Annotated in this window: 23 protein-coding genes and 1 tRNA gene; 16 read left to right on the forward strand and 8 right to left on the reverse strand. The window is 69.2% G+C overall.

The window, feature by feature from the left end:
• Positions 1-314: 314 nt before the first annotated feature.
• The 7 genes from U4Y91_RS23390 to U4Y91_RS23420 all read left to right on the forward strand — a co-directional run bounded on the left by U4Y91_RS23390 (position 315) and on the right by U4Y91_RS23420 (position 8,090).
• The gene (locus tag U4Y91_RS23390; RefSeq protein ID WP_006752465.1) at positions 315-1,001 is read left to right on the forward strand and encodes an orotate phosphoribosyltransferase; all 687 of its coding nucleotides are present in this window, start codon (positions 315-317) and stop codon (positions 999-1,001) included.
• 239 nt (positions 1,002-1,240) lie between these two features.
• Positions 1,241-1,846 carry a YbhB/YbcL family Raf kinase inhibitor-like protein gene (locus U4Y91_RS23395; RefSeq protein ID WP_321807074.1) on the forward strand — a complete coding sequence of 202 codons (606 nt, stop codon included), beginning with the start codon at positions 1,241-1,243 and terminating at the stop codon, positions 1,844-1,846.
• Between the two features lie 431 nt (positions 1,847-2,277).
• Positions 2,278-2,850: a flavodoxin family protein gene (locus U4Y91_RS23400; RefSeq protein WP_044846329.1), complete on the forward strand. Its 573-nt coding sequence runs from the start codon at positions 2,278-2,280 to the stop codon at positions 2,848-2,850.
• A gap of 187 nt (positions 2,851-3,037) precedes the next feature.
• Positions 3,038-3,988: an N-acetyl-gamma-glutamyl-phosphate reductase gene (gene argC / locus U4Y91_RS23405; protein WP_321807075.1), complete on the forward strand. Its 951-nt coding sequence runs from the start codon at positions 3,038-3,040 to the stop codon at positions 3,986-3,988.
• Between the two features lie 426 nt (positions 3,989-4,414).
• Positions 4,415-5,848 (forward strand): DUF2957 domain-containing protein, encoded by a 1,434-nt coding sequence (locus U4Y91_RS23410; protein ID WP_321807076.1) that lies wholly within the window; start codon positions 4,415-4,417, stop codon positions 5,846-5,848.
• 151 nt (positions 5,849-5,999) lie between these two features.
• Complete coding sequence (locus U4Y91_RS23415; RefSeq protein WP_321807077.1) at positions 6,000-7,241, forward strand: DUF2957 domain-containing protein; 1,242 nt, start codon at positions 6,000-6,002, stop codon at positions 7,239-7,241.
• Positions 7,242-7,256: 15 nt separating this feature from the next.
• On the forward strand, positions 7,257-8,090 hold the full coding sequence (locus U4Y91_RS23420; protein WP_124606433.1) for an OmpW/AlkL family protein: 834 nt from the start codon (positions 7,257-7,259) through the stop codon (positions 8,088-8,090).
• Between the two features lie 193 nt (positions 8,091-8,283).
• Here U4Y91_RS23420 and U4Y91_RS23425 read toward each other — a convergent pair whose 3' ends face one another.
• Positions 8,284-9,204, reverse strand: a complete 921-nt coding sequence (locus U4Y91_RS23425; protein WP_044846334.1) for a LysR family transcriptional regulator — start codon at positions 9,202-9,204, stop codon at positions 8,284-8,286.
• Positions 9,205-9,302: 98 nt separating this feature from the next.
• On the opposite strand from U4Y91_RS23425, the gene U4Y91_RS23430 reads away from it, so the two are divergent.
• Complete coding sequence (locus U4Y91_RS23430; protein WP_321807219.1) at positions 9,303-10,580, forward strand: MFS transporter; 1,278 nt, start codon at positions 9,303-9,305, stop codon at positions 10,578-10,580.
• A gap of 73 nt (positions 10,581-10,653) precedes the next feature.
• Here the strand turns inward: U4Y91_RS23430 and U4Y91_RS23435 are convergent, their stop codons facing one another.
• Together U4Y91_RS23435 and U4Y91_RS23440 are read right to left on the reverse strand one after the other, a co-directional pair.
• Positions 10,654-11,289 (reverse strand): LysE family translocator, encoded by a 636-nt coding sequence (locus tag U4Y91_RS23435; RefSeq protein ID WP_321807078.1) that lies wholly within the window; start codon positions 11,287-11,289, stop codon positions 10,654-10,656.
• Positions 11,290-11,360: 71 nt separating this feature from the next.
• Positions 11,361-12,434 (reverse strand): NAD(P)-dependent oxidoreductase, encoded by a 1,074-nt coding sequence (locus U4Y91_RS23440; protein ID WP_321807079.1) that lies wholly within the window; start codon positions 12,432-12,434, stop codon positions 11,361-11,363.
• Here U4Y91_RS23440 and U4Y91_RS23445 point away from each other — a divergent pair.
• Positions 12,328-13,092, forward strand: coding sequence for a Mut7-C RNAse domain-containing protein (locus U4Y91_RS23445; protein WP_321807080.1), 765 nt, complete (start codon positions 12,328-12,330; stop codon positions 13,090-13,092). The two genes, U4Y91_RS23440 and U4Y91_RS23445, sit on opposite strands and share 107 nt — an antisense overlap.
• A gap of 77 nt (positions 13,093-13,169) precedes the next feature.
• Here U4Y91_RS23445 and U4Y91_RS23450 read toward each other — a convergent pair whose 3' ends face one another.
• Positions 13,170-13,403: a hypothetical protein gene (locus U4Y91_RS23450; RefSeq protein WP_321807220.1), complete on the reverse strand. Its 234-nt coding sequence runs from the start codon at positions 13,401-13,403 to the stop codon at positions 13,170-13,172.
• A gap of 368 nt (positions 13,404-13,771) precedes the next feature.
• On the opposite strand from U4Y91_RS23450, the gene U4Y91_RS23455 reads away from it, so the two are divergent.
• Genes U4Y91_RS23455 through U4Y91_RS23470 form a run of 4 tightly spaced genes read left to right on the forward strand, consistent with a single transcriptional unit; the run spans position 13,772 to position 18,038 of the window.
• Positions 13,772-14,977, forward strand: coding sequence for an efflux RND transporter periplasmic adaptor subunit (locus U4Y91_RS23455; RefSeq protein WP_321807081.1), 1,206 nt, complete (start codon positions 13,772-13,774; stop codon positions 14,975-14,977).
• A gap of 10 nt (positions 14,978-14,987) precedes the next feature.
• Complete coding sequence (locus U4Y91_RS23460; RefSeq protein ID WP_321807082.1) at positions 14,988-15,686, forward strand: ABC transporter ATP-binding protein; 699 nt, start codon at positions 14,988-14,990, stop codon at positions 15,684-15,686.
• 18 nt (positions 15,687-15,704) lie between these two features.
• The gene (locus U4Y91_RS23465; protein ID WP_321807083.1) at positions 15,705-16,859 is read left to right on the forward strand and encodes an ABC transporter permease; all 1,155 of its coding nucleotides are present in this window, start codon (positions 15,705-15,707) and stop codon (positions 16,857-16,859) included.
• A gap of 12 nt (positions 16,860-16,871) precedes the next feature.
• Positions 16,872-18,038, forward strand: coding sequence for an ABC transporter permease (locus tag U4Y91_RS23470; RefSeq protein ID WP_321807084.1), 1,167 nt, complete (start codon positions 16,872-16,874; stop codon positions 18,036-18,038).
• Positions 18,039-18,051: 13 nt separating this feature from the next.
• On the opposite strand, the gene U4Y91_RS23475 is transcribed toward U4Y91_RS23470, so the two are convergent.
• The 3 genes from U4Y91_RS23475 to U4Y91_RS23485 all read right to left on the reverse strand — a co-directional run bounded on the left by U4Y91_RS23475 (position 18,052) and on the right by U4Y91_RS23485 (position 20,890).
• Positions 18,052-19,389, reverse strand: coding sequence for a carotenoid oxygenase family protein (locus U4Y91_RS23475; protein WP_321807085.1), 1,338 nt, complete (start codon positions 19,387-19,389; stop codon positions 18,052-18,054).
• A gap of 16 nt (positions 19,390-19,405) precedes the next feature.
• Positions 19,406-20,032 (reverse strand): DUF2239 family protein, encoded by a 627-nt coding sequence (locus U4Y91_RS23480; protein WP_321807086.1) that lies wholly within the window; start codon positions 20,030-20,032, stop codon positions 19,406-19,408.
• Positions 20,033-20,158: 126 nt separating this feature from the next.
• Entirely contained in the window at positions 20,159-20,890 is a 732-nt protein-coding gene (locus U4Y91_RS23485) for a glutathione S-transferase family protein (RefSeq protein WP_321807087.1), read from the reverse strand.
• Between the two features lie 38 nt (positions 20,891-20,928).
• Between U4Y91_RS23485 and U4Y91_RS23490 the strand changes: the two genes are divergently transcribed.
• The 3 genes from U4Y91_RS23490 to U4Y91_RS23500 all read left to right on the forward strand — a co-directional run bounded on the left by U4Y91_RS23490 (position 20,929) and on the right by U4Y91_RS23500 (position 24,952).
• Positions 20,929-21,903 (forward strand): LysR substrate-binding domain-containing protein, encoded by a 975-nt coding sequence (locus tag U4Y91_RS23490; protein ID WP_321807088.1) that lies wholly within the window; start codon positions 20,929-20,931, stop codon positions 21,901-21,903.
• Between the two features lie 248 nt (positions 21,904-22,151).
• Positions 22,152-23,492: an MFS transporter gene (locus U4Y91_RS23495; RefSeq protein WP_321807089.1), complete on the forward strand. Its 1,341-nt coding sequence runs from the start codon at positions 22,152-22,154 to the stop codon at positions 23,490-23,492.
• Between the two features lie 62 nt (positions 23,493-23,554).
• A complete protein-coding gene (locus tag U4Y91_RS23500; RefSeq protein ID WP_321807090.1) occupies positions 23,555-24,952 on the forward strand; it encodes an enolase C-terminal domain-like protein in 1,398 nt (465 codons plus the stop codon).
• Positions 24,953-25,020: 68 nt separating this feature from the next.
• Here U4Y91_RS23500 and U4Y91_RS23505 read toward each other — a convergent pair.
• Positions 25,021-25,096: transfer RNA gene (locus U4Y91_RS23505), tRNA-Ala, on the reverse strand.
• Positions 25,097-25,116 lie beyond the last annotated feature (20 nt).

Consider the following 25,116-nt stretch of genomic DNA (forward strand, 5'->3'; position numbering starts at 1 on the left):
TTTCTAAGGGTCGCCTAGTGTACACCCCCTAAATGACGCCTGTTGGTGCAGCGCGGCATCCTCGCCATCAGCATCGAGCTGGTCGCGCCCCGTTTGTTTCGCCGGTGGTGAGCCCCGCACCGAACCTGCGCGAATTCCGCCGAAAACCGGCCTGAATCGGGTAAAATAGCGGGCTACGCGCGCAGCGATGCGACAGGAGTGGCCCGATTGATTGTTGAGTGGCCCGTCGATCGCACCCCGGCCCCTCGGGCCGGTTCCCCTTGCTGCGCCACCGGGCCCGCGCCCGCTCTTCGCTCATCACCCAAGGAATGCCCATGACAGGCTACGATCGTCAGTCGATCTCGGATACGACCGCCAAAATCCTGCTCGAAGTGCAGGCGGTGCACTTCAATGCCGAAAAACCGTTCATCTTCACGTCCGGCTGGGCAAGCCCCGTCTACATCGACTGCCGCAAGCTGATCTCGTATCCGCGCGTGCGTCGTGCGCTGATGGAAATGGCGGAAACGACGATCATGCGCGACGTCGGCTTCGAGCAGATCGACTCGGTGGCGGGCGGCGAGACGGCCGGCATCCCGTTCGCGGCATGGCTCGCGGACCGCATGATGGTGCCGATGCAGTACGTGCGCAAGAAACCGAAGGGCTTCGGCCGCAACGCGCAGATCGAAGGCCATCTGGAAGAAGGCTCGCGCGTGCTGCTGGTGGAAGACCTGACGACCGACAGCCGTAGCAAGATCAACTTCGTCAACGCGCTGCGCACCGCGGGCGCGACGGTGAACCACTGCTTCGTGCTGTTCCACTACAACATCTTCAAGGAAAGCGTGTCGGTCCTGAAGGACATCGACGTCGACCTGCACGCACTGGCGACGTGGTGGGACGTGCTGCGCGTCGCGAAGGCGTCGGGCTACTTCGAGACCAAGACGCTCGACGAAGTCGAGAAGTTCCTGCACGCGCCGGCCGAGTGGTCGGCCGCGCACGGCGGCGCGACGGCCCCGAAGGAATAACGCCGAGCCGGCACGCAGCCGGCACCCTGGCTGAAAAAACCGCTCGCGTGGTCGCGAGCGGTTTTTTTTCGTCCGTCGATCGGCATCGCGGCCGGCCCGAATCGCGGGTCACGGCGTGCATCGCTCATCGAACCCTAATGCTAGACTTGATCCATCGCCGCCATCAGCTGCGCGGGCAACGCCCAACGCCAACAATGCCGGGAGCATCGGCCCGGCCCACGTGACGGGAGAAGCGCCATATGCGTGTGGATCGCCGGATCACTTCGCCTGCGTCCCCGGGTCGTTCGTCTCCGTTCATCGCCGTCCTGCTCTGCGCCGCCGCCGCGTGCGCTGCGTTCACCACCCTGCCCGCGCGCGCGGAAGGCCCGTTCACCGTGTCGAGCGACGAGCTGACGCCCGGCGGGCGCGTCGGCGCCGCGAACGTGTTCGACCGCGGCGACTGCAAGGGCGACAACCGTTCGCCTCAGCTCAGGTGGCGCAACCCGCCGCCCGGCACGCGCGGCTACGCGATCACGATCTTCGATCCCGATGCACCGGGGCACGGCTGGTGGCACTGGGCCGTCGCCGGCATCCCGGCGAGCGTCACGAGCCTGCCGGCCGACGCGAGCGCGTCGGGCTTCCTGCGTCGCATCGGTGCGAGCGAGGCGCGCAACGACTTCGGGATCGATGGCTACGGCGGTCCGTGCCCGCCGCCCGGCAAGCCGCACCACTACGTGATCACCGTCTACGCGCTGAAGGGCACGGACCTGCGCATCGCGCAAGGGCGCCCCGCCCCGATGTTCGAGCACGAGATCGGCACGCTGACGATCGGCACCGCACAGCTCACGGTCACGTACGGGCAATAAGCGCTCGCGGGCCCGCCGTTTGGTTTGTCGTGTGCCGTGTGTTGCCGGTTGCCGGTTGCCGGTTGCCGGTTGCCGGTTGCCGGTCGCCGCTCGCCGGTCGCCGGTCGCCGGTCGCCGGTCGCCGCTCGCCGGTCGCCGGTCGCCGCTCGCCGGTCGCCGGTCGCCGGTCGCCGGTCGCCGGTCGCCGGTCGCCGGTCGCCGGTCGCCGGTCGCCGGTCGCCGGTCGCCGGTCGCCGGTCGCCGGTCGCGATTGTCCGCGCCTGCGAATTTCTGTGCGCCGCCCGCGCGCTTTTCTCCCGTCATTTCGGCTTGCTAGACTCGGCTGCACCGGTCGCGGCATCCCGCCGCGCATCTGTCGCGCCGCCCGACCGCGGCGCGTGACGCGGCTGGCCGCGGTGCCCGCCGTTTCGTCCCCTTCCGGAGAACGCTTCATGTCGAACATCGTCATCGTCTATCACAGCGGCTACGGTCACACGCAGAAACTGGCCGACGCCGTCCATGCAGGCGCGCAGGACGCCGGCGCCACCGCACGCCTGATCGCCGTCGGCGAGCTCGACGACGCGGGCTGGGCCGCGCTCGACGCGGCAGACGCGATCGTCTTCGGCGCGCCGACCTACATGGGCGGCCCGTCCGCGCAGTTCAAGCAGTTCGCCGATGCCACGTCGAAACCGTGGTTCACGCAGAAATGGAAGGACAAGATCGCCGCGGGCTTCACGAACTCCGCGACGATGAACGGCGACAAGTTCTCGACGATTCAGTATTTCGTCACGCTGGCGATGCAACATGGGATGGTGTGGGTCGGCACGGGCATGATGCCGGCCAACTCGAAGGCGGCCACCCGCAACGACATCAACTACGTCGGCGGCTTCACGGGCCTGCTCGCGCAGTCGCCGGCGGACGCGACGCCCGACGAGGGCCCGCTGCCCGGCGACCTCGAGACCGCGAAGGCGTTCGGGCGGCGCGTCGCCGAAGCGACCGCCCGCTGGCTGGCCGGCGGCCGCTGAACGCGGCGGCACGCGCGAGCGCTCGCGCCGCCGGTGACACGGCAACGCGGCGCAGGCGCATGAGAGGGACACAAGACGGCCCGCGGGCCGTCTTTTTTTCGCCCCGTGCGGTGCAGGCCCGCCGGATGACGTCTTAAAATGGCGGTTTCAGGGCGCCGCGGCTCCCGTTTCATTCAGTGAGAGCGAAATGAGCACCAAAGTTTTTGTCGACGGCCAGGAAGGTACGACCGGCCTCAAGATCTTCGAATACCTGTCGGCGCGCAACGACATCGAGATCCTGCGCATCGATGAAGCGAAGCGCAAGGACGTCGACGAGCGCCGCCGCCTGATCAATGCGTCGGACGTCACGTTCCTTTGCCTGCCGGACGTCGCATCGCGCGAATCGGCATCGCTGGTCGAGAACCCGAACACGACGCTGATCGACGCGAGCACCGCGTTCCGCACGAGCGCCGACTGGGCATACGGCCTGCCGGAACTGACCCGCGCGCAGCGCGAGAAGATTCGCACATCGAAGCGCATCGCCGTGCCGGGCTGCCACGCCTCGGCCTTCGTGCTCGCGATGCGTCCGCTCGTGGATGCCGGCATCGTCGCGCCGACCTTCGCCGCGCACAGCTACTCGATCACCGGCTACAGCGGCGGCGGCAAGTCGATGATCGCCGAATACGAAAACGCGGCGCCGGGCGGCAAGCTCGCGAGCCCGCGTCCGTACGCGCTCGCGCTGGCGCACAAGCACCTGCCGGAAATGGCCGCGCACACGGGCCTCGCGCACGCGCCGATCTTCACGCCGATCGTCGGGCCGTTCCTGAAGGGCCTGGCCGTGACGACCTACTTCTCGCCCGAACAGCTCGCGAAGCGCGCAACGCCGCAGGACGTGCAGCGCGTGTTCGCCGAGTACTACGCGGACGAGCCGTTCGTGCGCGTCGCGCCGTTCAACGCGGATGCGAACCTCGACAGCGGCTTCTTCGACGTGCAGGCGAACAACGACACGAACCGCGTCGACCTGTTCGTGTTCGGCAACGAAGAGCGCTTCGTCACGGTCGCGCGCCTCGACAACCTGGGCAAGGGCGCATCGGGCGCCGCGATCCAGTGCATGAACCTCAACATCGGCGCCGCCGAGGATGCAGGCCTCAAGCGCTGATTCAACTTGCATGCGATGCAAAGCCGGCCGCTGGCCGGCTTTTTATTTGCCCGTATCAAGCAATAAATAAAATCCGGATCACGCATTTACAAATATTTACAAGCTTTCCATTGCGTAATTACCGGCGAATTAATTTACCTCCTTTCTCCAGTCAATCCCGAATAGGGATAAACCGGATACCGCCGCTTTAAACGCTGCCGTTATACGCGTGAAGGCCTCGAGCGCCGTCCGTGCGTGGCAGCCGCCCCACTCCGGCAGCACTCTAGCGCTCTCCGCGCGTTTTAATTCTTACTGAAATCGCTATCCCGCAAGGAATCATCGGCCACGCGTTGTTTCAATCGTCTTTTTTAGACGAGTTCATCAATTGACAGCAAAAATCCAGGCAGCGACATTAGCTCGCACAATTAAACGATTGGAGACAGCGGCATGTCGCACGCCTTATCGAAGGGGGTGGCAACGGCCTTTGCCATCGCCCCTTTCCTGATTGCCTGTGGTGGAGGGGACGGCGGCTCGCCCGCGCCGATCGAGGCCCCCCAATGTTCCGGATCGAGCTGCGGCACGCAAGGGCCGCCGCCGTCGCAGCCCGTCAACGGCGCGCTGTGCCCGGCCGATGCCGACATCGTGAAGAGCACCTACCTCGGCGGCGCCGGCAGCGGCGAGATCGTCAGCGTCAACATCGACGCCGTCGCGATGACGTACACGCTCAAGTGGCTCGAATCGCCGATTCCGCTCGCGACCGGCACGGTCACGCCGAGCCGCGCCGGCACCACGATCACCGGCAAGGTCATCCACCCGCCGACCGGCGCGCTGCCGACCGCGGAGCAGACGCGCTGCGCGTTCGTCTTCACGCCGGGTTCGGGCAAGGCACCGAACGGCTCGACCTATTCGACGGCTGCCGACTTCAACCAGGCGAACCCGCCGATGCTGCTGGTCGGCATGGGCGTCGCGGGCGGCGGCATCCCCGGCGCGACGGTGCAGTACGACGGGCTGACGATCACCGTCGCCGGCGTCCCGATCTACAAGAACGTCGGCCAGGTGCCGAACCGCCACTTCGACTTCTACCCGTTCCTCGGCTTCGCGAACACGACGACCGACCTCACGAAGCTGCCGGGCACCTACAACGCGCTGCTCTACCACCTCGTGCCGTCGGGCAACTACGCGACGAAGGGCACGAATTCGAGCGAGACGTTCGATGCGAACGGCGCGTGCACGTCGACGAGCGCGGGGGGCTGCCAGACGACCGGCGATCCGTGGACCGTCAACACCGCGAACGGCGGCTACCTCGACAGCACGAAGGCGCCGCAGATCCTGCCGCAGACGGCGCTGCCGATCGTCGGCACGACCGGCAAGTCGGCGACCGCGCACATGGTCATCGGCCAGCTCAACGGCGCGACCGTGCCGGTGGTGGTCCGCACGGGCTACGTGTATCTGGGCACCGACCTCGCGCTGCACACCGACGCCAAGGTCGACGACGAATCGGGCATCGCGGTGCTCGGCAAGGCAACGGCGATCCAGTCGGGCGCGATCGACGGCGGCTACGCGGGCGCGGATTCGAACTTCAAGTACACGGCGGCACTGATCCGCGGCAGCAACGCGTCGTTCATCAACCCGACCACGCAGGCCGAGGAAGACGCCTTCACCCTCGACTACGGCCAGGGAACGCCGGGCCTGCTGAACACGACGACGACACCGGCGAGCGGTGCGACCTATCCGTCCGCATCGGGCGTGGTGATCGCGACGGGCGGCCTGTACGCGGCGCTGATCCAGGGCACGGTGAACGGCGGCGTCACGTCGACGTCGGCGAACTCGAGCACGTCGTCGACACCGTACTTCGGCGTGGGCGCGCAGATCAGCAAGTAGCGATCGAGGAGGCGGCGGCCGGCGCGCCGCCGCGGGATGCAGGGAAGGCACGCAACGACGGCGCCCGGCACGGCGCAGCAGCACGAGCACAAGCAACAGAAGCGGCCGACAGGGAGCCGGCCGCCCGACAAGACAAATCTGGAGGAGCAACATGAAGCGCAACCTCGTTCTGGCGGCGGCCCTTGCCGCCCCCCTTCTTTCCGCATGCGGCGGCGGCAGCGACAACCCGCCCCCGCTCGTCGAAGACCGGCTCTGCCCGGCAACGCTCGACTACAGCACCGTGTTTACCGGCGGCGCGGGCAGCGGCGAACTGGCCAAGGTCCAGCTCGACACGACCAAGATGACCTGGCAGGTCACCTATGTCGAATCGCCGGTGCCGCAAAAGACCGGCACCGTCACGCCGACCCGCGCGGGCACCGTCGACAGCGGCACGCTCACGCAGGAAACGCTGCTGCCGACCAACAAGCTGAACCAGTGCGCATTCCGGCTGAACGGCGCGAGCCTCGATGCGTCGCGTCCGGCGCGCATCTTCGTCGGCTTCGGTGTCGCGGGCGGCACGATTCCCGGCAAGGAGATCCAGTTCGACGGCGTGCTCGGCCAGGCCGCGGTGCCCGACACGAAATTCCCGTACTACCCGTTCATCGGCTTCTCGTCGATCGAAACCGACATCACGAAGGTCGCGGGCACGTACAGCCACATCGGCTTCGGCGAAGTGCCGTCGCAGAAATTCGCGCCGGCATCGATCGATGCGAAGGTGACGATCAACGCGGACGGCACGTGGACCAAGTGCGACACGACCGGCCAGTTCGCCGGCGGCGCGTGCACGCAGCAGGGCACGAACTTCGTGCAGTCGGCCGACGGTAGCGGCGCGTTCCAGAGCAACAATTACCGGAGCCAGCTGAAGCCGACGCTGTCGGCGACGCCGCAAGGCAAGGGCTTCATGATCGTCGGCAAGCTGCGCAACCAGCTGGTGCCGATCCTCGTGCGCACGGGTGTCGCGAACCCGAACCCGACGCCCGACAGCAACGGCGTGCCGGGCCTGACCGCCGACGACGAATCGAGCATCTCGATCCTCGCGCCGCAGACCGCGATCGCGGCCGGGTCGCAAAACGGCGAATACATCGGCGTAGACAGCCAGTTCGACTACCGGACCACCGCGCTGATCAACAACCAGGCCACGCTGCTCGATCCGTTCCAGCCGTCGCAGGCCTCGCTCGCGACCCCGCTCGACCTGGACTACACGCAGAAGGTGCCGGGCACGGTCACGACGATCCACACGGGTTCGGGCAGCACGTCGCCGACCGGCAAGTTCATCTTCACGGGTGGCGTATTCGGTTTCCTCGACAACGCGGGTTCGACGCCGTATTTCACGATCGGCGCGTTCGTCCAGTAAGCGAGGGAAGCCGTGATGAAGAAAACCCTTCTCTGCGCGGCGGCCGGCGCCGCCGCCCTGGCGCCGCTCGCGGCGCACGCGCAGAGCGCCGGCAGCAACGTCGTCACGCTGGGCTGGTTCCACGTGATGCCGCAGCAGAGCAGTACGCCGATGACGACCAACGTCGCGCCGACGCCGATCAACACGCCGCTGCGGCTGCCGCCGTCGTTCACGTCGCCGGGCACCGGGCTGCGTACGAGCGGCGCCGACACGGTCGGCCTGACGGTCAGCCACTTCCTGACCGACCACATCGCGGTCACGTCGGTGGCGGGCGTGCCGCCGGTGTTCAAGGTGTCGGGTCAAGGCACGATCAAGCCGCCCGGCCCGGCCGGCGCGCTCGGCACGCAGAACATCGGCCTCGCATCGGTGAACCCGATCGTGAAGAGCGTGCGGCAGTGGAGCCCGGCCGTGCTGCTGCAGTACTACTTCGGACAGGCGACCGCGAAGTTCCGGCCGTTCCTCGGCCTCGGCGTGTCGTACAACTGGTTCAGCGACCTGCAGCTCAACACGAACTTCATCAAGCAGACGCAGGACAACCTCGGCGCGATTCTCGCCGCGGGCGCGGGCAAGCCGGGTACGACATCGGTGGAAGCGAAGGCGTCGTCGTCATGGCAGCCGGTGTTCAACGCCGGCCTGCAGTACAACATGACCGAGCATTTCGGGCTGATCGCGTCGGTGACCTACATCCCGCTGAAGACGACGTCGACGGTGACGATCAAGGCGGCCGACGGCACGGTGCTCTCCGAGTCGAAATCGGACCTGAAGGCCGACCCGATCATCAGCTACGTCGGGATGACCTACAAGTTCTGACGCCGGCGACGGAAGACGAGTGGACGGCCCGCGCAAAAAACGCGGGCAAAAAAAAGCCCGCCTAAGAGGCGGGCTGAATCCATATCAGAGGAGACATGGAGGAGACAGGTGTAACTATAGCGAATCAGTTTCCGCATTGCAACATTTCCGTAGAGAAAATAAGGATTTTCCCTCGAATGCACACTCTAGATCGCTAGTTCGAATCCGACCCCTTCCCGTTCTCCCGATCGAGCACCTCGCCCAGCGTGTCGCGCAGCAGCGCGACCGGCCGCGTCAGGCGGCCCGGCAGCGCGCCGTGCACGATCCACACGTTGATCCGCGTTTCCAGCCCCGCCGTTTCCACCACCCTCAGCGCATCGCGATGCTTGCTGCGCGCCAGTGCGTTCGGCGACGCGATCCCGATGCCGGCACCGCGCGCGACGAGCGACAGCTGCAGCTCCGAGCCGAACGCCTCGACCGCGACGTCGAACGGCAGCCCCGCGGCGCCGAGCGCACGGCTCAGTGCCGAACGCATCCCGCAGCCGTCCTGGCTCAGCACCCACGGAAAACCCGACAGCACGTCGAGCGACAGCGGGCCGGCCGGCAGCGGGAAATCGCGCGCGGCGACGAGCACCGTCGGCTGCGTGCCGAGCGGCGTGGCCGTCAGCGTGTCGGGCAGCGCCGCGCTGGCCGGCACCATGACCGCCGCGACATCGAGCGTGCCGCGCTCGATGCCCTGCACGAGCGCCGGCGACCAGCCGGCCGTCACGCGCAGCGTCAGCCGCGGAAACGCGTCGCGCAGCCGGTCGATCGGCCGCTCGAGCGCCAGCTCGGACAGGAACGGTGGCACGCCGATGCGCAGTTCGCCCGACGGCTCGCTGTCGGGCGCGCCGGCTGCCATCAATGCGTCGACCGCACCCAGCACGTTGCGCGCGAGCGCATAGACGTCGCGCCCGGCGGCGGTCGGCTTCAGCGGCTTGCTCTGCCGCTCGAGCAGCGGCATGCCCAAGAGCGTCTCAAGGTTCTGCACGCGTCGCGTGAGGCCCGGCTGCGTCAGATGGAGCTTCGCCGCGGCTGCGACCATCGACCCGCTGTCGACCACCGCGACGAACGCCTGGAGATCACGCGTATTCAAAGCAAACTCGCATAATTATGTTAGACATATTTCAATTGTCGCATAAACATCCGGCACCTACGATGGAGATTCCTTCGCTCGACGCCCCCAGGCTTCCAATGAACTGCCCTGCCGACTCCCGCCCCGCCCCCGGCCGCGCCGCGCGCGGTGCACCGCCCGTGCTGAGCACTGGCATGACGCTCTTCTTCGCCGCGACGGTCGGCGTGATCGTGATGGACCTGTTCGCCGCGCAACCGCTGACGGGCCCGATCAGCGCCGACCTGCACCTGCCGCCCGGTCTCGCGGGCCTCGTCGCGATGCTGCCGCAACTCGGCTACGCAGCCGGCCTCGTGCTGCTCGTGCCGCTCGTCGACCTGCTCGAGAACCGCCGGCTGATCGTCGCGACGCTCGTCGCGTGCGCGGCCGCGCTCGCGCTGCCGGCGTTCACGCGGTCCGGCACCGTCTTCCTGCTCGCGACGCTGGCCGCCGGCGCCGCGTCGAGCGTGATCCAGATGCTGGTGCCGATGGCCGCGTCGATGGCGCCCGAAGCGCAGCGCGGCCGCGCGGTCGGCAACGTGATGAGCGGGCTGATGCTCGGCATCCTGCTGTCACGGCCGCTCGCCAGCCTGATCGCGGGCACGGCCGGCTGGCGCGCGTTCTACGCGCTGGCCGCGCTCGCGAACGCGGCGATCGCGGCGGTGCTCGCGCTGCGCTTGCCGCCGCGCGTGCCGCCGGCCGCGGCCGGCTATCGCGCGCTGCTCGCGTCGATGGGCCGGCTGCTGGCCGACGAAGCGGTGCTGCGCCGGCATGCGCTGTCGGCCGCGCTCGCGATGGCCGCGTTCAGCGCGTTCTGGACCGCCGTCGGGCTGCGGCTCGCGCAGCCGCCGTTCGGCCTCGACCTGCACGGCATCGCGCTGTTCGCGTTCGCCGGCGCGAGCGGCGCGATCGTCACGCCGCTGGCCGGCCGTGCCGGCGATCGTGGCCACGGCCCGGCCGCGCAGCGCATCGCGCACGTGACGATGCTCGCGGCGCTCACCGTGCTCGGCATCGCCGGCGCCGGCTGGTTCGGCTTCGATGCGCACGCGCATCGCGGCGTCGCGCTGGCGCTGCTGGCCGGCGGCGCGGCGCTGCTCGACGCGGGCGTGATCGTCGACCAGACGATCGGGCGCCGGGAAATCAACCTGCTGAACCCGGCCGCACGCGGGCGGCTGAACGGGCTGTTCGTCGGGTTGTTCTTCGTCGGCGGCGCGCTCGGCGCGGCGCTGGCGGGCAGCGCATGGGCGTGGGGCGGGTGGAGCGCCGTGTGCGGCGTCGGCTTCGCGTTCGCGGGCGCGGCCGCGGCGTTCGGCTTGTCGGGCGGGCGCCGGACCGGCACCGCCGCGTGGCCGCGCGCGTAACGCGGGCCCGGATATGAAAACGCCCCGCCCTCTGACGAGGCGCGGGGCGTCCGGCGGGCCGCGCGGGCCGAAATCAGTGACGGACCAGCGCCATCATCGCGCCGAAGCCGACGAAGATGCCGCCCGTCAGCCGGTTGAAGAGCTTCGCGACGCTCTGGCTCTTCAGCGTCGCGCCGATGCGCGTGCCGAACGACGCGTAGACGAGATACCAGCTGACCTCGATCACCGCGAACGTGACGACGAGGATGCCGAACTGCGGCAGCGTCGGCTCGGCTGCGTTGATGAACTGCGGCAGCAGCGCGGCCGCGAACAGGATCGCCTTCGGGTTGCTGCCCGCGACCAGGAAACCATTGCGGAACAGCGCCCAGCGCGATGCCGACGCGCCTTGCGAAACCGCATCGACGTCCGCGGCCGGCGCGTCGTCGACGCGTGCGCGCCACGCCTTCACGCCGAGATAGATCAGGTAGGCGGCGCCCGCGAAGCGCAACGCATCGAACGTCGCCGGCCACGCCTCGAGGACCGCCCCGAGCCCCGCCGCGGACACCGCGAGCATCAGCACCAGCGCGCTCAGGCAGCCGGCCATCGTCGACGCCGAACGGCGCAGCCCGTGCCGCGCGCCGTGCGTCATCACGAGCAGCATGTTCGGACCCGGAATCGCCGACACGACGAACACCGTCGCCACGAAAAGCCACCACGTATGCAGGTTCATGACCGCCCCGACCGAAAGAGAATTGAAATGTCGATTATGCCGCGCGCGCGGCGTTTCTGTCCCGCGCCGGCTCAGCGGCCCGCGCGGCGCAGCGCGACTTCGCCGAGCACCGCGAAGTCCTGTTCGCCGCCGCCGTGCGCGAGCGCATCGAGCAGGCTGTCGCGTACGACGCTCGCCACCGGCAGCGGCACCGACGCCGCGTCGCCGGCCTCCAGCGCGAGCCGCACGTCCTTCAGCCCGAGGCGCGCCTTGAAGCGCGCGGGTTCGTAGCTGCGCTCGGCGATCATCCCGCCGTAGCCTGCGTAGACCGGCCCCGGGAACACGCTGTTCGTGATCACGTCGAGGAAATCGCGCATCGCGACGCCGTGCGCGCCGAGCAGCGCGGACGCCTCGCCGAGCGTCTCGATCGCCGACGCGAGCGTGAAATTGGCCGCGATCTTCGCGACGTTCGCATGCTGCGGCAGCGAGCCGAACCGCCAGGTCTTCTGGCCGATCGCGTCGAACAGCGGCTGCACGCGGTCGATCGCCTCGGCCGGGCCGCCGGCCATGATCGTCAGGCGCGCGGCGGCCGCGACGTCCGGGCGCCCCATCACGGGCGCGGCGACGTACTCGAGGCCGCGCGACGCATGCGAGTGCGCGAGCGACTCGGCGAGCGCGACCGACACCGTCGCCATGTTCACGTGGATCAGGCCGCGCGGCGCCTGCGCGAGCAGCGCGTCGTCGAATACTTCGCGCGCGGCCGCGTCGTCGGCGAGCATCGAGAACACGGCATCGCCGCGAAACGCATCGGCCGGCGTCGCGACGATCTGCGCGCCCAGCGCGGCGAGCGGCTCGGCGCGCTCGCGCGACCGGTTCCAGACCCGCACGGCGTGCCCCGCCTTCAGCAGGTTCGTCGCAATCGCCTGCCCCATTTCGCCCAGCCCGATAAATCCGAGATCCATTTCCCCGCTCCTTCGACCCGTGAAGCGGGGGGTTAAACACAGATGGCGGCGGCCTGCAGCCCCGGCGGCCGGCCGTGCGCGGTGCGATACTGCGCCAATGGCGACCGCGACCTTCCGCTTCCACGGCGAACTGAACGCGTTTCTCGCGCGCGAGCAGCGCGATTGCGCGTTCGCGCATGCGTTTGCGCGCGACGCGACGGTCAAGCATGCGATCGAGGCGCTCGGCGTCCCGCATACGGAAATCGGCCGGCTCTGCGTGAACGGCGCACCGGCCGCCCTCGACCGGGCGCTCGGCGACGGCGACCGCGTCGACATCCATCCGGAACGCGCGCAGCCGGCGGCATCGCCGCTGCCGCAACCGGACCGCTGGCGCTTCGTCGCCGACGCGCATCTCGGCGGCCTCGCGCAGCTGCTGCGCCTCGCCGGCTTCGACACCTGCTACGACAACCACTACCGCGACGACGAACTCGTCGCGCTCGCCGCGCGCGAAGGCCGGATCGTGCTGACCCGCGACCGCGAGCTGCTGAAGCGCCGCGCGGTCGTGCGCGGCTGCTACCTGCATGCGCAGCAGCCGGACGCGCAGCTGCGCGAGCTGTTCGCGCGGCTCGACCTCGCGCCGCACATGCGGCCGTTCCGGCTGTGCCTGCGCTGCAACGCGCCGCTGCACGCACTCGATGCGGCGGACGCCGCGCCGCGCGTGCCGGCCGGCGTCCGGCAGCGGCACCGGCGCTTTGCCGCGTGCGACGTGTGCCGGCGCGTGTTCTGGGAAGGGTCGCACTGGCGGCGCATGCGCGCGGTGGTCGATGCGATGCGCGCGCCGCCGCCCGATGCCCTCGACGTTCCGGACGTGGCGGACGCCTGAAAAAACAAAACCCCGCAGGCCGGAGCGTGCGGGGTTTCGCGACAGGGGGCCGGCCGCGCCGGCCCGGTGAAGCGTGCTTAGTTCTGCGCGCCTGCGTCGTTCGTGCCGGCTGCCGAAGCGGCTGCGGCCTTCGCCTTGCCCTTGGCCGAACCGTGTTGCTTCAGCTGGTGCTTCGGCTTGCTGTGATCCTTCTTCATCGGTGCGGAAGCGGGAGCCATCGTGTCGGCTGCCGGCGCCGACGCCTGTGCGAATGCCGAAACCGATGCGAGAGCGAATGCTGCGGTCATGATCGAAGCGAGCGTCTTCTTCATTGTTCTTCCTTTAGCGGAGAAAAAGTCAAACGTACCGGTAAGAGATGCGAGGCATCCGCATCGGAACATCAGTCGCGCCGGGTTGCCGGTCGCCGCCGGGCGGGTCGGCTCTCGCCTTTCCGCCTCGGCAAATACTGACGCACAGGCTCCATAACGCATCGCCCGCACGGCGAGTTGACATGCAGCTTGCATCGTTCGGGTTTCCCCGGGGGCACGGGTTTCGCGCCCGCGCGACGCGCCGCCGGGACGTGCGTCAATCGTCCGACAAACCGGCTCTCGCGCCCGTCGCCCCGACGCTATACTGGCCTCCTTCCGTCCCAACCGGACGCGGCCGGTCACGAGACCGCCGCCGTCGCAAGGCGCCCAAATTGCCCGATCACAATCTGGACAAACTGAAAATCGACCGGCGTCCGATCGCACCCGCGCCACGCCGGCGCCGGTGGGTCCGCTATGCGGTCGCCGCCGCGCTCATCATCGTCGCGATCGTCGCCGCGCTGGCGCTCACCGGCCGGCCGACGGTCGACACGACCTCCGTCACGTCCGCCTACCCATACCAGAACGACACCCAGCTCAACGCGACCGGCTACGTCGTGCCGCAGCGCAAGGCGGCGGTCGCGTCGAAGGGCCAGGGTCGCGTCGAATGGCTCGGCGTGCTCGAGGGCACGCGCGTGAAGAAGGACGAGATCATCGCGCGGCTCGAAAGCCGCGACGTCGAAGCGTCGCTGGCGCAAGCGCTCGCGCAGGAGAAGGTCTCCCGCGCCAACCTCGGCGTCGCACAGGCGGAACTGAAGGACGCCGAGATCGCGCTGCGCCGCACCGCGGTGCTCGCGCCGAAGGGCGCGGTGCCGGCCGCGCAGCTCGACACCGACACGGCCCGCGTGAACAAGGCGCGCGCGTCGGTCAACAGCGACCAGGCCGCGATCGCATCCGCCGCAGCGAACGCGCAGGCCGCGCAGGTCGCGGTCGACCAGACGGTGATCCGCGCGCCGTTCGACGGGATCGTACTCGCGAAGCACGCGAACGTCGGCGACAACATCACGCCGTTCTCGTCCGCGTCGGACAGCAAGGGCGCGGTCGTGACGATCGCCGACATGGACACGCTCGAAGTCGAGGCCGACGTCGCCGAATCGAACATCGCGAAGATCCGCGCGGAGCAGCCGTGCGAGATCCAGCTCGACGCGTTGCCCGACACGCGCTTCGCGGGCCGCGTGTCGCGCATCGTGCCGACCGTCGACCGCTCGAAGGCGACGGTGCTGGTGAAGGTGCGTTTCGTCGACCGCGACGAGCGCGTGCTGCCCGACATGAGCGCGAAGATCGCGTTCCTGTCGAAGCCCGCGTCGCCGCAGGACCGGCAGCCGGTGACGGCCGTGCAGGCGAGCGCGGTGGTCGAGCGCGACGGCCGGCCGGTCGTGTTCGTCGTGAAGGACGACACCGTGCGTGCGACGGCGGTGACCCGAGGCGCGCGGATCGGCGAACTCGTCGCGATCCGCGGCGTGAAGCCCGGCGACACGGTCGTGCTCGCGCCGGGCGTGAAGCTGAAGGACGGCGCGAAAGTCGCCGTCGCGAAGAAGTAGCGTGGCGCGCGTGAACGACGCCTCGCCGCCCCTCGTCGAGATCAGCCACGTCGCGAAGTCGTACCGGCGCGGCAACCAGGTCGTGCCGGTGCTGACCGACATCACGCTCGACATCGGCGAAGGCGACTTCGTCGCGCTGATGGGGCCGTCGGGTTCCGGCAAGAGCACACTGCTCAATCTCGTCGCCGGCATCGATCGGCCCGACAGCGGCGAGCTGCGCGTGGGCGGGCTCGACATCTCGCGGCTCGAGGAAGCGCAACTGGCCGAATGGCGCGCGGCGAACGTCGGCTTCATCTTCCAGTTCTACAACCTGATGCCGGTGCTCACCGCGTTCGAGAACGTCGAGCTGCCGCTGATGCTCACGCACCTGTCGCGCCGCGAACGGCGCGAGCGCGTCGAGCTGGTGCTCGACATGGTGAATCTCGGCGACCGGACCAGCCATTACCCGTCCGAGCTGTCGGGCGGCCAGCAGCAACGCGTCGCGATCGCGCGCGCGTTGATCACCGACCCGGTGCTGATCGTCGCCGACGAGCCGACCGGCGACCTCGACCGCGCGTCGGCCACCGACGTGCTCGCGATGCTGCAGCGGATGAACGCCGAGCTCGGCAAGACGATCATCATGGTGACCCACGATGCGCACGCGGCTGCCGCCGCGCAGTCGCTCGTGCATCTGGAAAAAGGAGAGTTGATCGATGGGCACGCCGTCTGACGGACGGGAGCGCGCACGATGATGGTGTTGAAGCTGATCGCGCGCAACGCGCTGCGGCACCGGCTGCGCACGCTGCTGACCGTGCTCGGGCTGACCATCGCGGTGCTGGCGTTCGGGCTGCTGCATACCGTCGTCGACGCGTGGTACGCGGGCGCGGCCGCCGCGTCGAGCGGCCGGCTCGTCACGCGCAACGCGATCTCGCTCGTGTTCCCGCTGCCGGTCAGCTACGAGAACCGGATCCGCGGCGTCGACGGCGTGACGGCCGTGGTCCGCTCGAACTGGTTCGGCGGCATCTACCGCGACCCGAAGAACTTCTTCGCGAGCTTCGCTGTGTCGGAGAACTACCTCGACCTGTATCCGGAATTCATCCTCCCGGCGCAGCAGCGCGCCGACTACGACCGCGACCGCCGCGGCTGCCTCGTCGGGCGCCAGCTCGCGACGCAGTTCGGCTTCAAGGTCGGCGACGTGATTCCGCTGAAGGGCACGATCTATCCGGGCACGTGGGATTTCGTCGTGCGCGGCATTCTCGACGGCCGCGACGACTCGACGATCACGCGCCAGCTGGTGTTCCACTGGGACTACCTGAACGAGACGGTGCGCAAGCGCACGCCGAAGCAGGCCGACCAGGTCGGCGTGTTCGTGCTCGGCGTCGCGCACCCGGACGACGGCGCCGCGATCGCGCGCAACGTCGACGCGGTGTTCAGGAACTCGCTCGCCGAAACGCTGACCGAGACCGAACAGGCGTTCCAGCTCGGCTTCGTCGCGATGTCGAACCAGATCATCGCGGCGATCCGCGTCGTGTCGTACGTGGTGATCCTGATCATCATGGCCGTGATGGCGAACGCGATGGCGATGAGCGCGCGCGAACGCACAGCCGAATATGCGACGCTGAAGGCGCTCGGCTTCGGCCCCGGCTTTCTCGCGCTGCTCGTGTTCGGCGAATCGGTCGTGATCGCGGTGATCGGCGGCGGGCTCGGGATGCTCGCGACGCCGCCGGCCGCGAGCCTCTTCAAGCAGGCCGCGGGCGGCATCTTTCCGGTGTTCAAGGTGTCGGCCGGGACGATGGCGCTGCAGGCCGCGTGCTCGATCGCGGTCGGCTTCGCGGCCGCGCTGGTGCCGGCGTGGCAGGCGGCGCGCGTGCGCGTGGTCGAAGGCCTGCGGGCGATCGGCTAGAGGCACGCATCGATGGCCATTCCGCTCACCTACATCGCGCGCAACCTGTGGACCCGGCGGCTCACCACCGCGCTCACCGCGGGCGGGATGGCGCTCGTGATCTTCGTGTTCGCGACCGTGCAGATGCTCGACGCGGGGCTCACGCAGACGCTCGTGTCGACCGGCGAACCGGACAACGCCGTGGTGATCCGCAAGGGCGCGGAAACCGAGATCCAGAGCGCGATCGACCACCAGCAGGCCAACGCGCTCGAGATGCATCCGGCCGTCGCGCTCGGCCCGGACGGCCGGCCGCAGGTGTCGAAGGAAGCCGTCGTGCTGATTTCGCTCGTGAAGACGTCGACCGGCAAGCCGTCCAACGTCGTGATCCGCGGCGTGTCGCCGGCCGGCCTCGCGCTGCGCCCGCGCGTGAAGCTCGTGGCCGGCCGCACGTTCGCGCCGGGCTCGTCGGAGATCGTCGTCGGCAGCGCGATCGCGAAAGGCTTCAGCGGCACGCAGCTCGGCGACCGCCTGCATTTCGCGCAGCGCGACTGGACCGTCGTCGGCATCTTCGACGCGGGCGGCAGCGGCTTCGATTCGGAGATCTGGGGCGACGTCGACCAGCTGATGCAGTCGTTCCGGCGCACCAGCTATTCGTCGATGGTGCTGCGCATCCCGAGCGCCGACGGCTTCGCGCGCTTCAAGGCCGACATCGACGTCGACCCGCGGCTGACCGACGAAGCGAAGCGCGAGCAGACGTTTTACGGCGACCAGTCGAGGGCGCTGTCGACCTTCATCAACATCCTCGGCATCACGCTGTCGACGATCTTCTCGATCGCCGCGATGATCGGCGCGATGATCACGATGTATGCATCGGTCGCGAACCGCACCGCCGAGATCGGCACGCTGCGCGCGCTCGGCTTCAAGCGCATGAACGTGCTCGCCGCGTTCCTGCTGGAGGCGCTGCTGCTCGGCTTCGTCGGCGGCGTCGCGGGGCTCGCGTGCGCGTCGCTGATGGAGTTCGCGTCGTTCTCGACGACCAACTTCCAGACCTTCTCCGACCTGTCGTTCCGTTTCGTGCTGACGCCCGCGATCGTCGTGAAGACGCTGCTGTTCTCGCTCGTGATGGGGCTCGTCGGCGGGTTCCTGCCGGCGATGCGCGCCGCGCGGCTGAACATCGTCGACGCGCTGCGCGCGCGGTGACGCGCGCGGCCGCTCAGGCCCGGCGCTCGCGCGGCACCCACGCGCCGTGGAACCCGGCCGGTACGCGGCGCGGCAGGTGCACGGTCGCGACCGGCGCCGCGTCGATCGCGCGCGCCTCGAGGATCACGACGTCGCTCGTATCCGTCGCCGCGCGGTAGACCACCACCAGCAGCCAGCCGTCGTCCTCGTCGGTGCCGCCCGAGCGCGGCACGAACACCGGCTCGCCGTTCTGGTCGCCGGCCGGCACCGCATAACGCGTCGTCGTGCCCCGCACGTGATCGAAGCGCATCACGCCGCGCATCTCGGTGTGGTTCGGCTGCTCGACCGCATACAGGTAACGGTAGCGGCGCCCGGTCCGGCTTTCGTTGATGCGCGGCAGCTCGATGCCGCCATCGGCGAGCGGCCCCTCGTCGACCAGCCCGTTCGCGGTATCGATCACGTAGCGCCACAGTTCGCCGACCGGGTTGTCGGCGAACCGGCCGGTACGCGCGTCGAGCCGCAGGAACCACGGATAGCGCACCGCATCGAGCACGATGCACGACGCATCGCAGTCGTACGCGTTCACCACGTGCTGGATGAAGCACGGCTCGATCCCGAACCAGCGCACGTCGCCGCCGTGGCGCGGCATCACGCCGATCCGCGCGTCGCGGTCGTCGTGCCAGCGCAGCGGCATCCGGTGCCCCTGCTTCAGCATCGCGAAGTCGTAACCCACGTTCAGGTCGAGCAGCAGGCTGCGGGTCTCGGTGATCGCGAGGTCGTGCATCATCGATGGCGCGCGCACGTCGACCGTGAGGTCGACGCGCTGCACGCCCTGCGCGTCCGCGACACCGTAGCGCAGCCACGGCGCGCGCCAGTCCGCGCGAAACAGGATCAGTTCGCCCGTCACCGGATCGACCTTCGGATGCGCGGTCATCGCGCCGCCGCACGCCGCGTGCCGCGCGGGCGCACCGAGCGTGTCGAGCGCGGCCGTGATCGCGAGCGGCGCACCGCCTTCGGCCAGCGCGAGCAATTCGCCCGCGTGCTGCAGCACGTTCACGTTCGGATTCGTGTCGGGCAGATGCATCGCCTGCTCCGGCGCGTGAACATCGGCCCAGCGGCGCGTGCGGGCCCAGCGGTTCCGGTAACCCGTTGCGCGGCCGCGTTCGAACGCGATCGCGTGCAGCATCGCCGCTTCCGGCCACCACGACAGCACGTCGTTGCCTTCGAAACGGCCGCCCGGCGGATTCGGGCCGTTGCGCAGCAGCGTGCCGTCGAGTTCGGGCGGGATCGTGCCGGTCACGCGCAGGTCGACGAGGTCGACTTCATCGGCGACCGGCGCGATCGCGCCGCGGTTCAGATCGAACGTCGTCATCGCGTCGTGTGCTCCGTCAGCAGTCTTCGGTCGACGGCGGCAGATCGCCTCGCGCCAGCGCGAGCGCATGGTCGCGCACGTCGTCCGGCCAGCCGGCGACCCACTCGGCCAGCCGCGCGAGGTCGTTCGCATACAGCGCGCGCGCGGCCTCCTCGAAACCGGGCAGGTCGCCCGCGATCGCCGACATGAAGTGATAGGCGCGCGCCTGCGCGTCGCGGCGCCGGTCGGCCTCCGCATGCGTGCGCCGCGCGTCCTCGACGAGCTTGCGCAGCGCGACGGACGCGCCGCCCGGCTGCGCGGCGAGCCACGCCCAGTGACGCGGCAGCAACGTGACCTCGCGCGAGACGACGCCGAGCTTCGGACGGCCTCGGCCGCGTTGTTCGCCCGCCCCGCCCCCCTCGCCTGCGGGCGCGGATGCATCGCCCGGCGCCGCCGGGTAACGCGCGCGGATATCGTCCGCCGTGCCGCGCAGGTCGAGGTCGATCGAGCGGCCGGTCGCGTCGTCGAAGATCACGATCGTGCCGGACATGGCGTCGCCGGCCGCCTGCCGGACCGCGACCGCCACCGTCGCGAGCGGGCCCGACGCGACGCGCCGGTGGCCGTCGAACGCCGTGTAGGAAGGGAGAAGCGTGGAGAGCGTCATCGTGGTCGCCCATGGGCAGAAATCGGAAGACGCCATTTTTATCCGGGTATAAATAGAATGTCAATATCACCCTGGTAAAAATTTGCCGACGCCATGCGCGCGTCGGGTGAGCGCGCTGTCCGGTCTTCAGGGCGTCGCGGCCGGCATCGCGGTCACGCGCGCGCTGGCGAGCGCATCGTCGAGCGACACATGCCCTGCGAATGCCGACGACGCCGGTAGCGGCCGGTTTTCCTCGATCGCGTGGGCGAACTGCACGCCGGCGTCGTCGGCGAGCCGTGCGCGCAGCGCGGCGACGTGCGGAAACGCATCCTGCTCGAACACAGCGTGATAGTCCGCCCAGCGGGCGATTCCCGCGAAATACGCGTCGGCCAGCGTGCGTTGCGCGCCGAGCAGCCACGGACCGTCGCCGCGCTCGAGCAGCGCTTCGAGGTGACGGTGCGCCTTCAGCACCTTGCCGCGACCGTATGCCTGCAGCACGGCTTTCTCGGCGCCTTCGGCGCCGTGTTCGTACACGTACCAGAGCGCGCCGAACGCGCTGAAGAACGTCGTGTTCAACCACGCGAGCATGCGGTTCAGACGGTCGAAATCCGCGCTGCCCTGGCGGAACGCAAGGCCGCTGTCGAGTGCCTGTGCGCCGACATGGCCGAGGATCGCGACGCTTTCGGTCAGCACGTCGCCGTTCGCGGTCACGAACGCCGGCGTCTCGGCCGCGGGGTTCAGCGCGAGGAAGGCGTCGCTCGTCACGAGGCCCGGCATCGTGATGCGCGACAGCCGGTAAGGCCGGCCAGCCCATTCGAGCGCGACGATCGAGCCGAACGAGCAGCCGGCGGGAATGCCGTAGAGAAGGATCGGAGACATGGGGATTTCGCAGAAGTTGATCGAGCAATCATGCTCCCATGACGAACGATCGCGCAGTAGCCGCTAGAATCGAAACCCGTCGTTTCTCCTGGTGGACGCTGACAGTGAATCTGAACGATCTCTATCTCTTCGTACAGGCGGTCGACGCGGGCAGCATGTCGGCGGCCGCACGTCGGCTCGACCTGCCGAAATCGACGGTCAGCAAGCGCGTAGCCGAACTCGAGCGCACACTCGGCGCGCGGCTCGTGCATCGCACGTCGCGCAGCTTCCGGCTGACGCCGGTCGGCGTCGAATTCTTCGAGCATGCGCGCGCGGCGGTGATCGAGGCCGAAAGCGCGCGCGACGCCGTGCTGCGGCAGGCGGCCGAACCGGCCGGTGTCGTGCGGATCACGAGTTCGGTGCCGGTGGCGCAGCACATCCTCGCGCCGTGCCTGCCGGCACTGGCGATCGCGCACCCGAAGCTGCTGCTGCAGATTCACGCGAGTGACCGGCTCGTCGACATCGCGCAGGAAGGCTTCGACATCGCGGTCCGCAGTCATTTCGCGCCGCTTCCCGATTCCGCACTCGTGCAACGGCCGCTGGCCACGTCGCCGATCGTCGCCGTTGCGTCGGCGGCATATCTCGCGCGTGCCGGCACACCGGACGCGCCGACCGACCTCGCGCGGCACGACGGGCTTCATCCGGGTCCTCAGCCATGGCGGCTGCAGCGTGCCGGCGACACCGTCGAAGTCGCCCCGCGCATCCGGATGCAGGCGGACGAGTCGACGCTGCTGCTGCAGGCCGCGACGGCCGGCCTCGGAATCGCATGCCTGCCCGACTGGATCGCCGGCGCCGCGCTCGCGTCGGGCGCGCTCGTGCGCGTGCTGCCCGGCTGGCGGGCCGGCACCGTCACGACCACACTGCTGATGCCGCACCGGCGCGGCCAGTTGCCTGGCGTGCGCGCCGCGGTCGAGTTTCTCGCGGAACACGTCGCGGCCCACCACGGCGCCGACCCGGACGACGCGCACGCGTGAACGGGCCTTCCGGCGATTCGCGCTCACAATTCTTCGCGCCCACACCCAATCGATTCAATTCCTGAATCGATCAAGTCAGTAATTGGCATGAAAGCGCATATTTCGCCGTGACAGAATGATCCGGACGCCCTGCCCCGGGCATCGGCGTCCGGCGTCCGGCCTCCGGCCGGCAACACCACCACGAAAAAACGCGCGCACCCGACGCGCAGCCGCACGACGGCACCTTCCGCCCTTCGGAGGAGACACTGATGAATCCGCTTCAAGCATTGCCGGCGGCCGCGTCGGCAACGGCCCGGCGCACCCGCGTGCGCTGGCTCGTGCTGACCGTGCTGTTCGCGGTCACGACGATCAACTACGCGGATCGCGCGGCGATCGCGATCGCGGGCCCGGCGCTGGCCCGCGCGCTGCACCTGAGCCACGTGCAGATGGGCTTCATCTTCTCGGCGTTCGGCTGGTCGTACGTGATCGCGCAACTGCCGGGCGGCTGGCTGCTCGACCGCTTCGGGTCGCGCATCGTCTATGCGTTCAGCATCTTCTTCTGGTCGCTGTTCACGCTGCTGCAAGGCGGCATCGGCTTCTTCGGCGGCGCGGCCGCGTTCGCGCTGCTGTTCGGATTGCGCTTCCTGGTCGGCGCGGCCGAGGCGCCGTCGTTCCCGGCCAACAGCCGGATCGTGTCCACCTGGTTCCCGGCCGCGGAGCGCGGCACCGCGTCCGCGATCTTCAATGCCGCGCAGTACGCGGCGACCGTCGTGTTCGCGCCGCTGATGGGCTGGCTCGTGCACACGTACGGCTGGCAGTCGGTGTTTGCGGTGATGGGCGTGCTCGGCTTCGCGTTCGTGCTGGTGTGGAACCGCACGATGTACGACCCGAAGGTGCACCCGCGTATCAACGGCGCGGAGCTCGACTACCTCGCCGAAGGCGGTGCGCTCGTCAACATCGACCAGGCGACCGGCGCGCGCGACGGCGGGCCGTCGATGCGTCACGTGAAGGCGCTGCTGAGGAACCGGATGCTCGTCGGCGTGTACGTCGCGCAGTACTGCATCAACGCGCTCACCTACTTCTTCATCACGTGGTTCCCCGTCTATCTCGTGCAGGCGCGCGGGATGTCGATCCTCAACGCGGGGCTCGTCGCGTCGATCCCGGCCGTGTGCGGCTTCCTCGGCGGGATTCTCGGCGGCATCGTGTCCGACGCGCTGCTCAAGCAGGGTCAGTCGCTGTCGGTCGCGCGCAAGGTGCCGATCGTGATCGGCATGCTGCTGTCGATGTCGATGATCGTCTGCAACTACACCGATTCGCACGTGCTGGTCGTGCTGTTCATGGCGCTGTCGTTCTTCGGCAAGGGGCTCGGCGCGCTCGGCTGGGCCGTCAACGCCGACACCGCGCCGCGCCAGATCGCGGGCCTGAGCGGCGCGCTGCTCAACACGTGCGGCAATCTTTCCAGCATCACGACGCCGATCGCGATCGGCTATATCGTCGACACCAGCGGCTCGTTCAACGGCGCGCTGGTGTACGTCGTCGCGCACGCGCTCGTCGCCGTGATCTGCTACCTGTTCGTCGTCGGCGAGATCCGCCGCGTCGAGCTGAACTGAACGACGCGGGCCGCGCCGGCGGATCCGGCGGCCCGTGCATCACCGGAACCAGGAGCGAACCGATGTCCGAATCCCGCCGTGCCGGCACGCCGCGCGTCACGCGCATGCAGGTGATCCCCGTCGCCGGCCGCGACAGCATGCTGCTGAACCTGTGCGGCGCGCACGCGCCGTATTTCACGCGCAACCTCGTGATCCTCGACGACAGCAGCGGCCACACGGGCGTCAGCGAAGTGCCCGGCGGCGAAGGCATCCGCCAGGCGCTCGAGCGGATGACCGATCTCGTGGTCGGTCAGTCGATCGGCCGTTACCAGGCGACGCTCAACGCGGTGCGCGCGGCGCTGTCCGGCGCCGGTGCGACGGCCGGCCGCACGATCCGGCACGAGGTGACGTCGGCCGGCGAGGCGGCCGTGCTGCGCCAGCCGCACGAGATCAATCTGCGGCTCGACAACGTGATCACCGCGATCGAGGCCGCGCTGCTCGACCTGCTCGGCCAGCATCTCGACGTGCCGGTCGCGGCGCTGCTCGGCGAAGGCCAGCAGCGCGACGCGGTGCCGATGCTCGCGTACCTGTTCTACATCGGCGAGCGGCGGCGCACCGACCTGCCGTATCGCGACGAGACGCACGCGGCCGATCCGTGGTTCCGGCTGCGCAACGAAGCGGCGCTCACACCGGCCGCGATCGCGCAGCAGGCCGAGGCCGCGGTCGAGCGCTACGGCTTCGCCGATTTCAAGCTGAAGGGCGGCGTGATGGCCGGCTCGGACGAGATGGAAGCGATCGCGGCGATCAAGGCGCGCTTTCCCGACGCGCGTGCGACGCTCGACCCGAACGGCGCGTGGTCGCTCGACGAAGCGGTCGCGCTGTGCCGCGGGCAAGGTCATCTGCTCGCGTACGCGGAGGATCCGTGCGGGCCGGAAGCCGGTTATTCTGGCCGCGAGGTGATGGCCGAGTTCCGGCGGGCGACCGGCATCCCGACCGCGACCAACATGATCGCGACCGACTGGCGGCAGATGGATCATGCAGTGCGGCTGCAGGCGGTCGACATCCCGCTCGCCGATCCGCACTTCTGGACGATGCAGGGCTCGGTGCGGCTCGCGCAGCTGTGCCGCGACTGGGGGCTCACGTGGGGTTCGCACTCGAACAACCACTTCGACGTGTCGCTCGCGATGTTCACGCATGCGGCCGCGGCGGCGCCCGGCACGATCACCGCGATCGACACGCACTGGATCTGGCAGGAAGGCGACGCGCGGCTCACGCGCGAGCCGCTCGAGATCGTCGGCGGCCGGGTGGCCGTGCCGGAGCGGCCGGGGCTCGGGATCGAGCTCGACATGGCGCAGGTCGAGGCCGCGCATGCGCTGTATCGCGAGGTCGGCGGCACGGCGCGTGATGATGCGATGGCGATGCGGTATCTGGTGCCGGGGTGGACTTACGATCCGAAGCGGCCGAGTTTCGGGCGGGGGTGATGGCGGCGGAGCGGACACGCGGAAAAACAAAAGGGCCCGGTCTTGCGACCGAGCCCTTCGGAATCCGTTGGTGGAGCGGAGGAGGATCGAACTCCCGACCTTCGCATTGCGAACGCGACGCTCTCCCAGCTGAGCTACCGCCCCAACAGACAACCATCATACAC

It is taken from the genome of Burkholderia sp. BCC1993, from assembly GCF_905339865.1.
Lineage (GTDB): Bacteria > Pseudomonadota > Gammaproteobacteria > Burkholderiales > Burkholderiaceae > Burkholderia.

Bases quoted from the DNA above. Each gene is read 5' to 3' on its own strand.
- U4Y91_RS23475 (WP_321807085.1), bottom strand. From the start codon at position 19,389: ATGACGACGTTCGATCTGAACCGCGGCGCGATCGCGCCGGTCGCCGAT.
- U4Y91_RS23400 (WP_044846329.1), top strand. From the start codon at position 2,278: ATGTCGAACATCGTCATCGTCTATCACAGCGGCTACGGTCACACGCAG.
- U4Y91_RS23410 (WP_321807076.1), top strand. From the start codon at position 4,415: ATGTCGCACGCCTTATCGAAGGGGGTGGCAACGGCCTTTGCCATCGCC.
- U4Y91_RS23465 (WP_321807083.1), top strand. From the start codon at position 15,705: ATGATGGTGTTGAAGCTGATCGCGCGCAACGCGCTGCGGCACCGGCTG.
- U4Y91_RS23390 (WP_006752465.1), top strand. From the start codon at position 315: ATGACAGGCTACGATCGTCAGTCGATCTCGGATACGACCGCCAAAATC.
- U4Y91_RS23480 (WP_321807086.1), bottom strand. From the start codon at position 20,032: ATGACGCTCTCCACGCTTCTCCCTTCCTACACGGCGTTCGACGGCCAC.
- argC (WP_321807075.1), top strand. From the start codon at position 3,038: ATGAGCACCAAAGTTTTTGTCGACGGCCAGGAAGGTACGACCGGCCTC.
- U4Y91_RS23445 (WP_321807080.1), top strand. From the start codon at position 12,328: ATGGCGACCGCGACCTTCCGCTTCCACGGCGAACTGAACGCGTTTCTC.
- U4Y91_RS23485 (WP_321807087.1), bottom strand. From the start codon at position 20,890: ATGTCTCCGATCCTTCTCTACGGCATTCCCGCCGGCTGCTCGTTCGGC.
- U4Y91_RS23495 (WP_321807089.1), top strand. From the start codon at position 22,152: ATGAATCCGCTTCAAGCATTGCCGGCGGCCGCGTCGGCAACGGCCCGG.
- U4Y91_RS23450 (WP_321807220.1), bottom strand. From the start codon at position 13,403: ATGAAGAAGACGCTCGCTTCGATCATGACCGCAGCATTCGCTCTCGCA.
- U4Y91_RS23395 (WP_321807074.1), top strand. From the start codon at position 1,241: ATGCGTGTGGATCGCCGGATCACTTCGCCTGCGTCCCCGGGTCGTTCG.
- U4Y91_RS23435 (WP_321807078.1), bottom strand. From the start codon at position 11,289: ATGAACCTGCATACGTGGTGGCTTTTCGTGGCGACGGTGTTCGTCGTG.
- U4Y91_RS23420 (WP_124606433.1), top strand. From the start codon at position 7,257: ATGAAGAAAACCCTTCTCTGCGCGGCGGCCGGCGCCGCCGCCCTGGCG.
- U4Y91_RS23415 (WP_321807077.1), top strand. From the start codon at position 6,000: ATGAAGCGCAACCTCGTTCTGGCGGCGGCCCTTGCCGCCCCCCTTCTT.
- U4Y91_RS23490 (WP_321807088.1), top strand. From the start codon at position 20,929: ATGACGAACGATCGCGCAGTAGCCGCTAGAATCGAAACCCGTCGTTTC.
- U4Y91_RS23430 (WP_321807219.1), top strand. From the start codon at position 9,303: ATGAACTGCCCTGCCGACTCCCGCCCCGCCCCCGGCCGCGCCGCGCGC.
- U4Y91_RS23470 (WP_321807084.1), top strand. From the start codon at position 16,872: ATGGCCATTCCGCTCACCTACATCGCGCGCAACCTGTGGACCCGGCGG.
- U4Y91_RS23500 (WP_321807090.1), top strand. From the start codon at position 23,555: ATGTCCGAATCCCGCCGTGCCGGCACGCCGCGCGTCACGCGCATGCAG.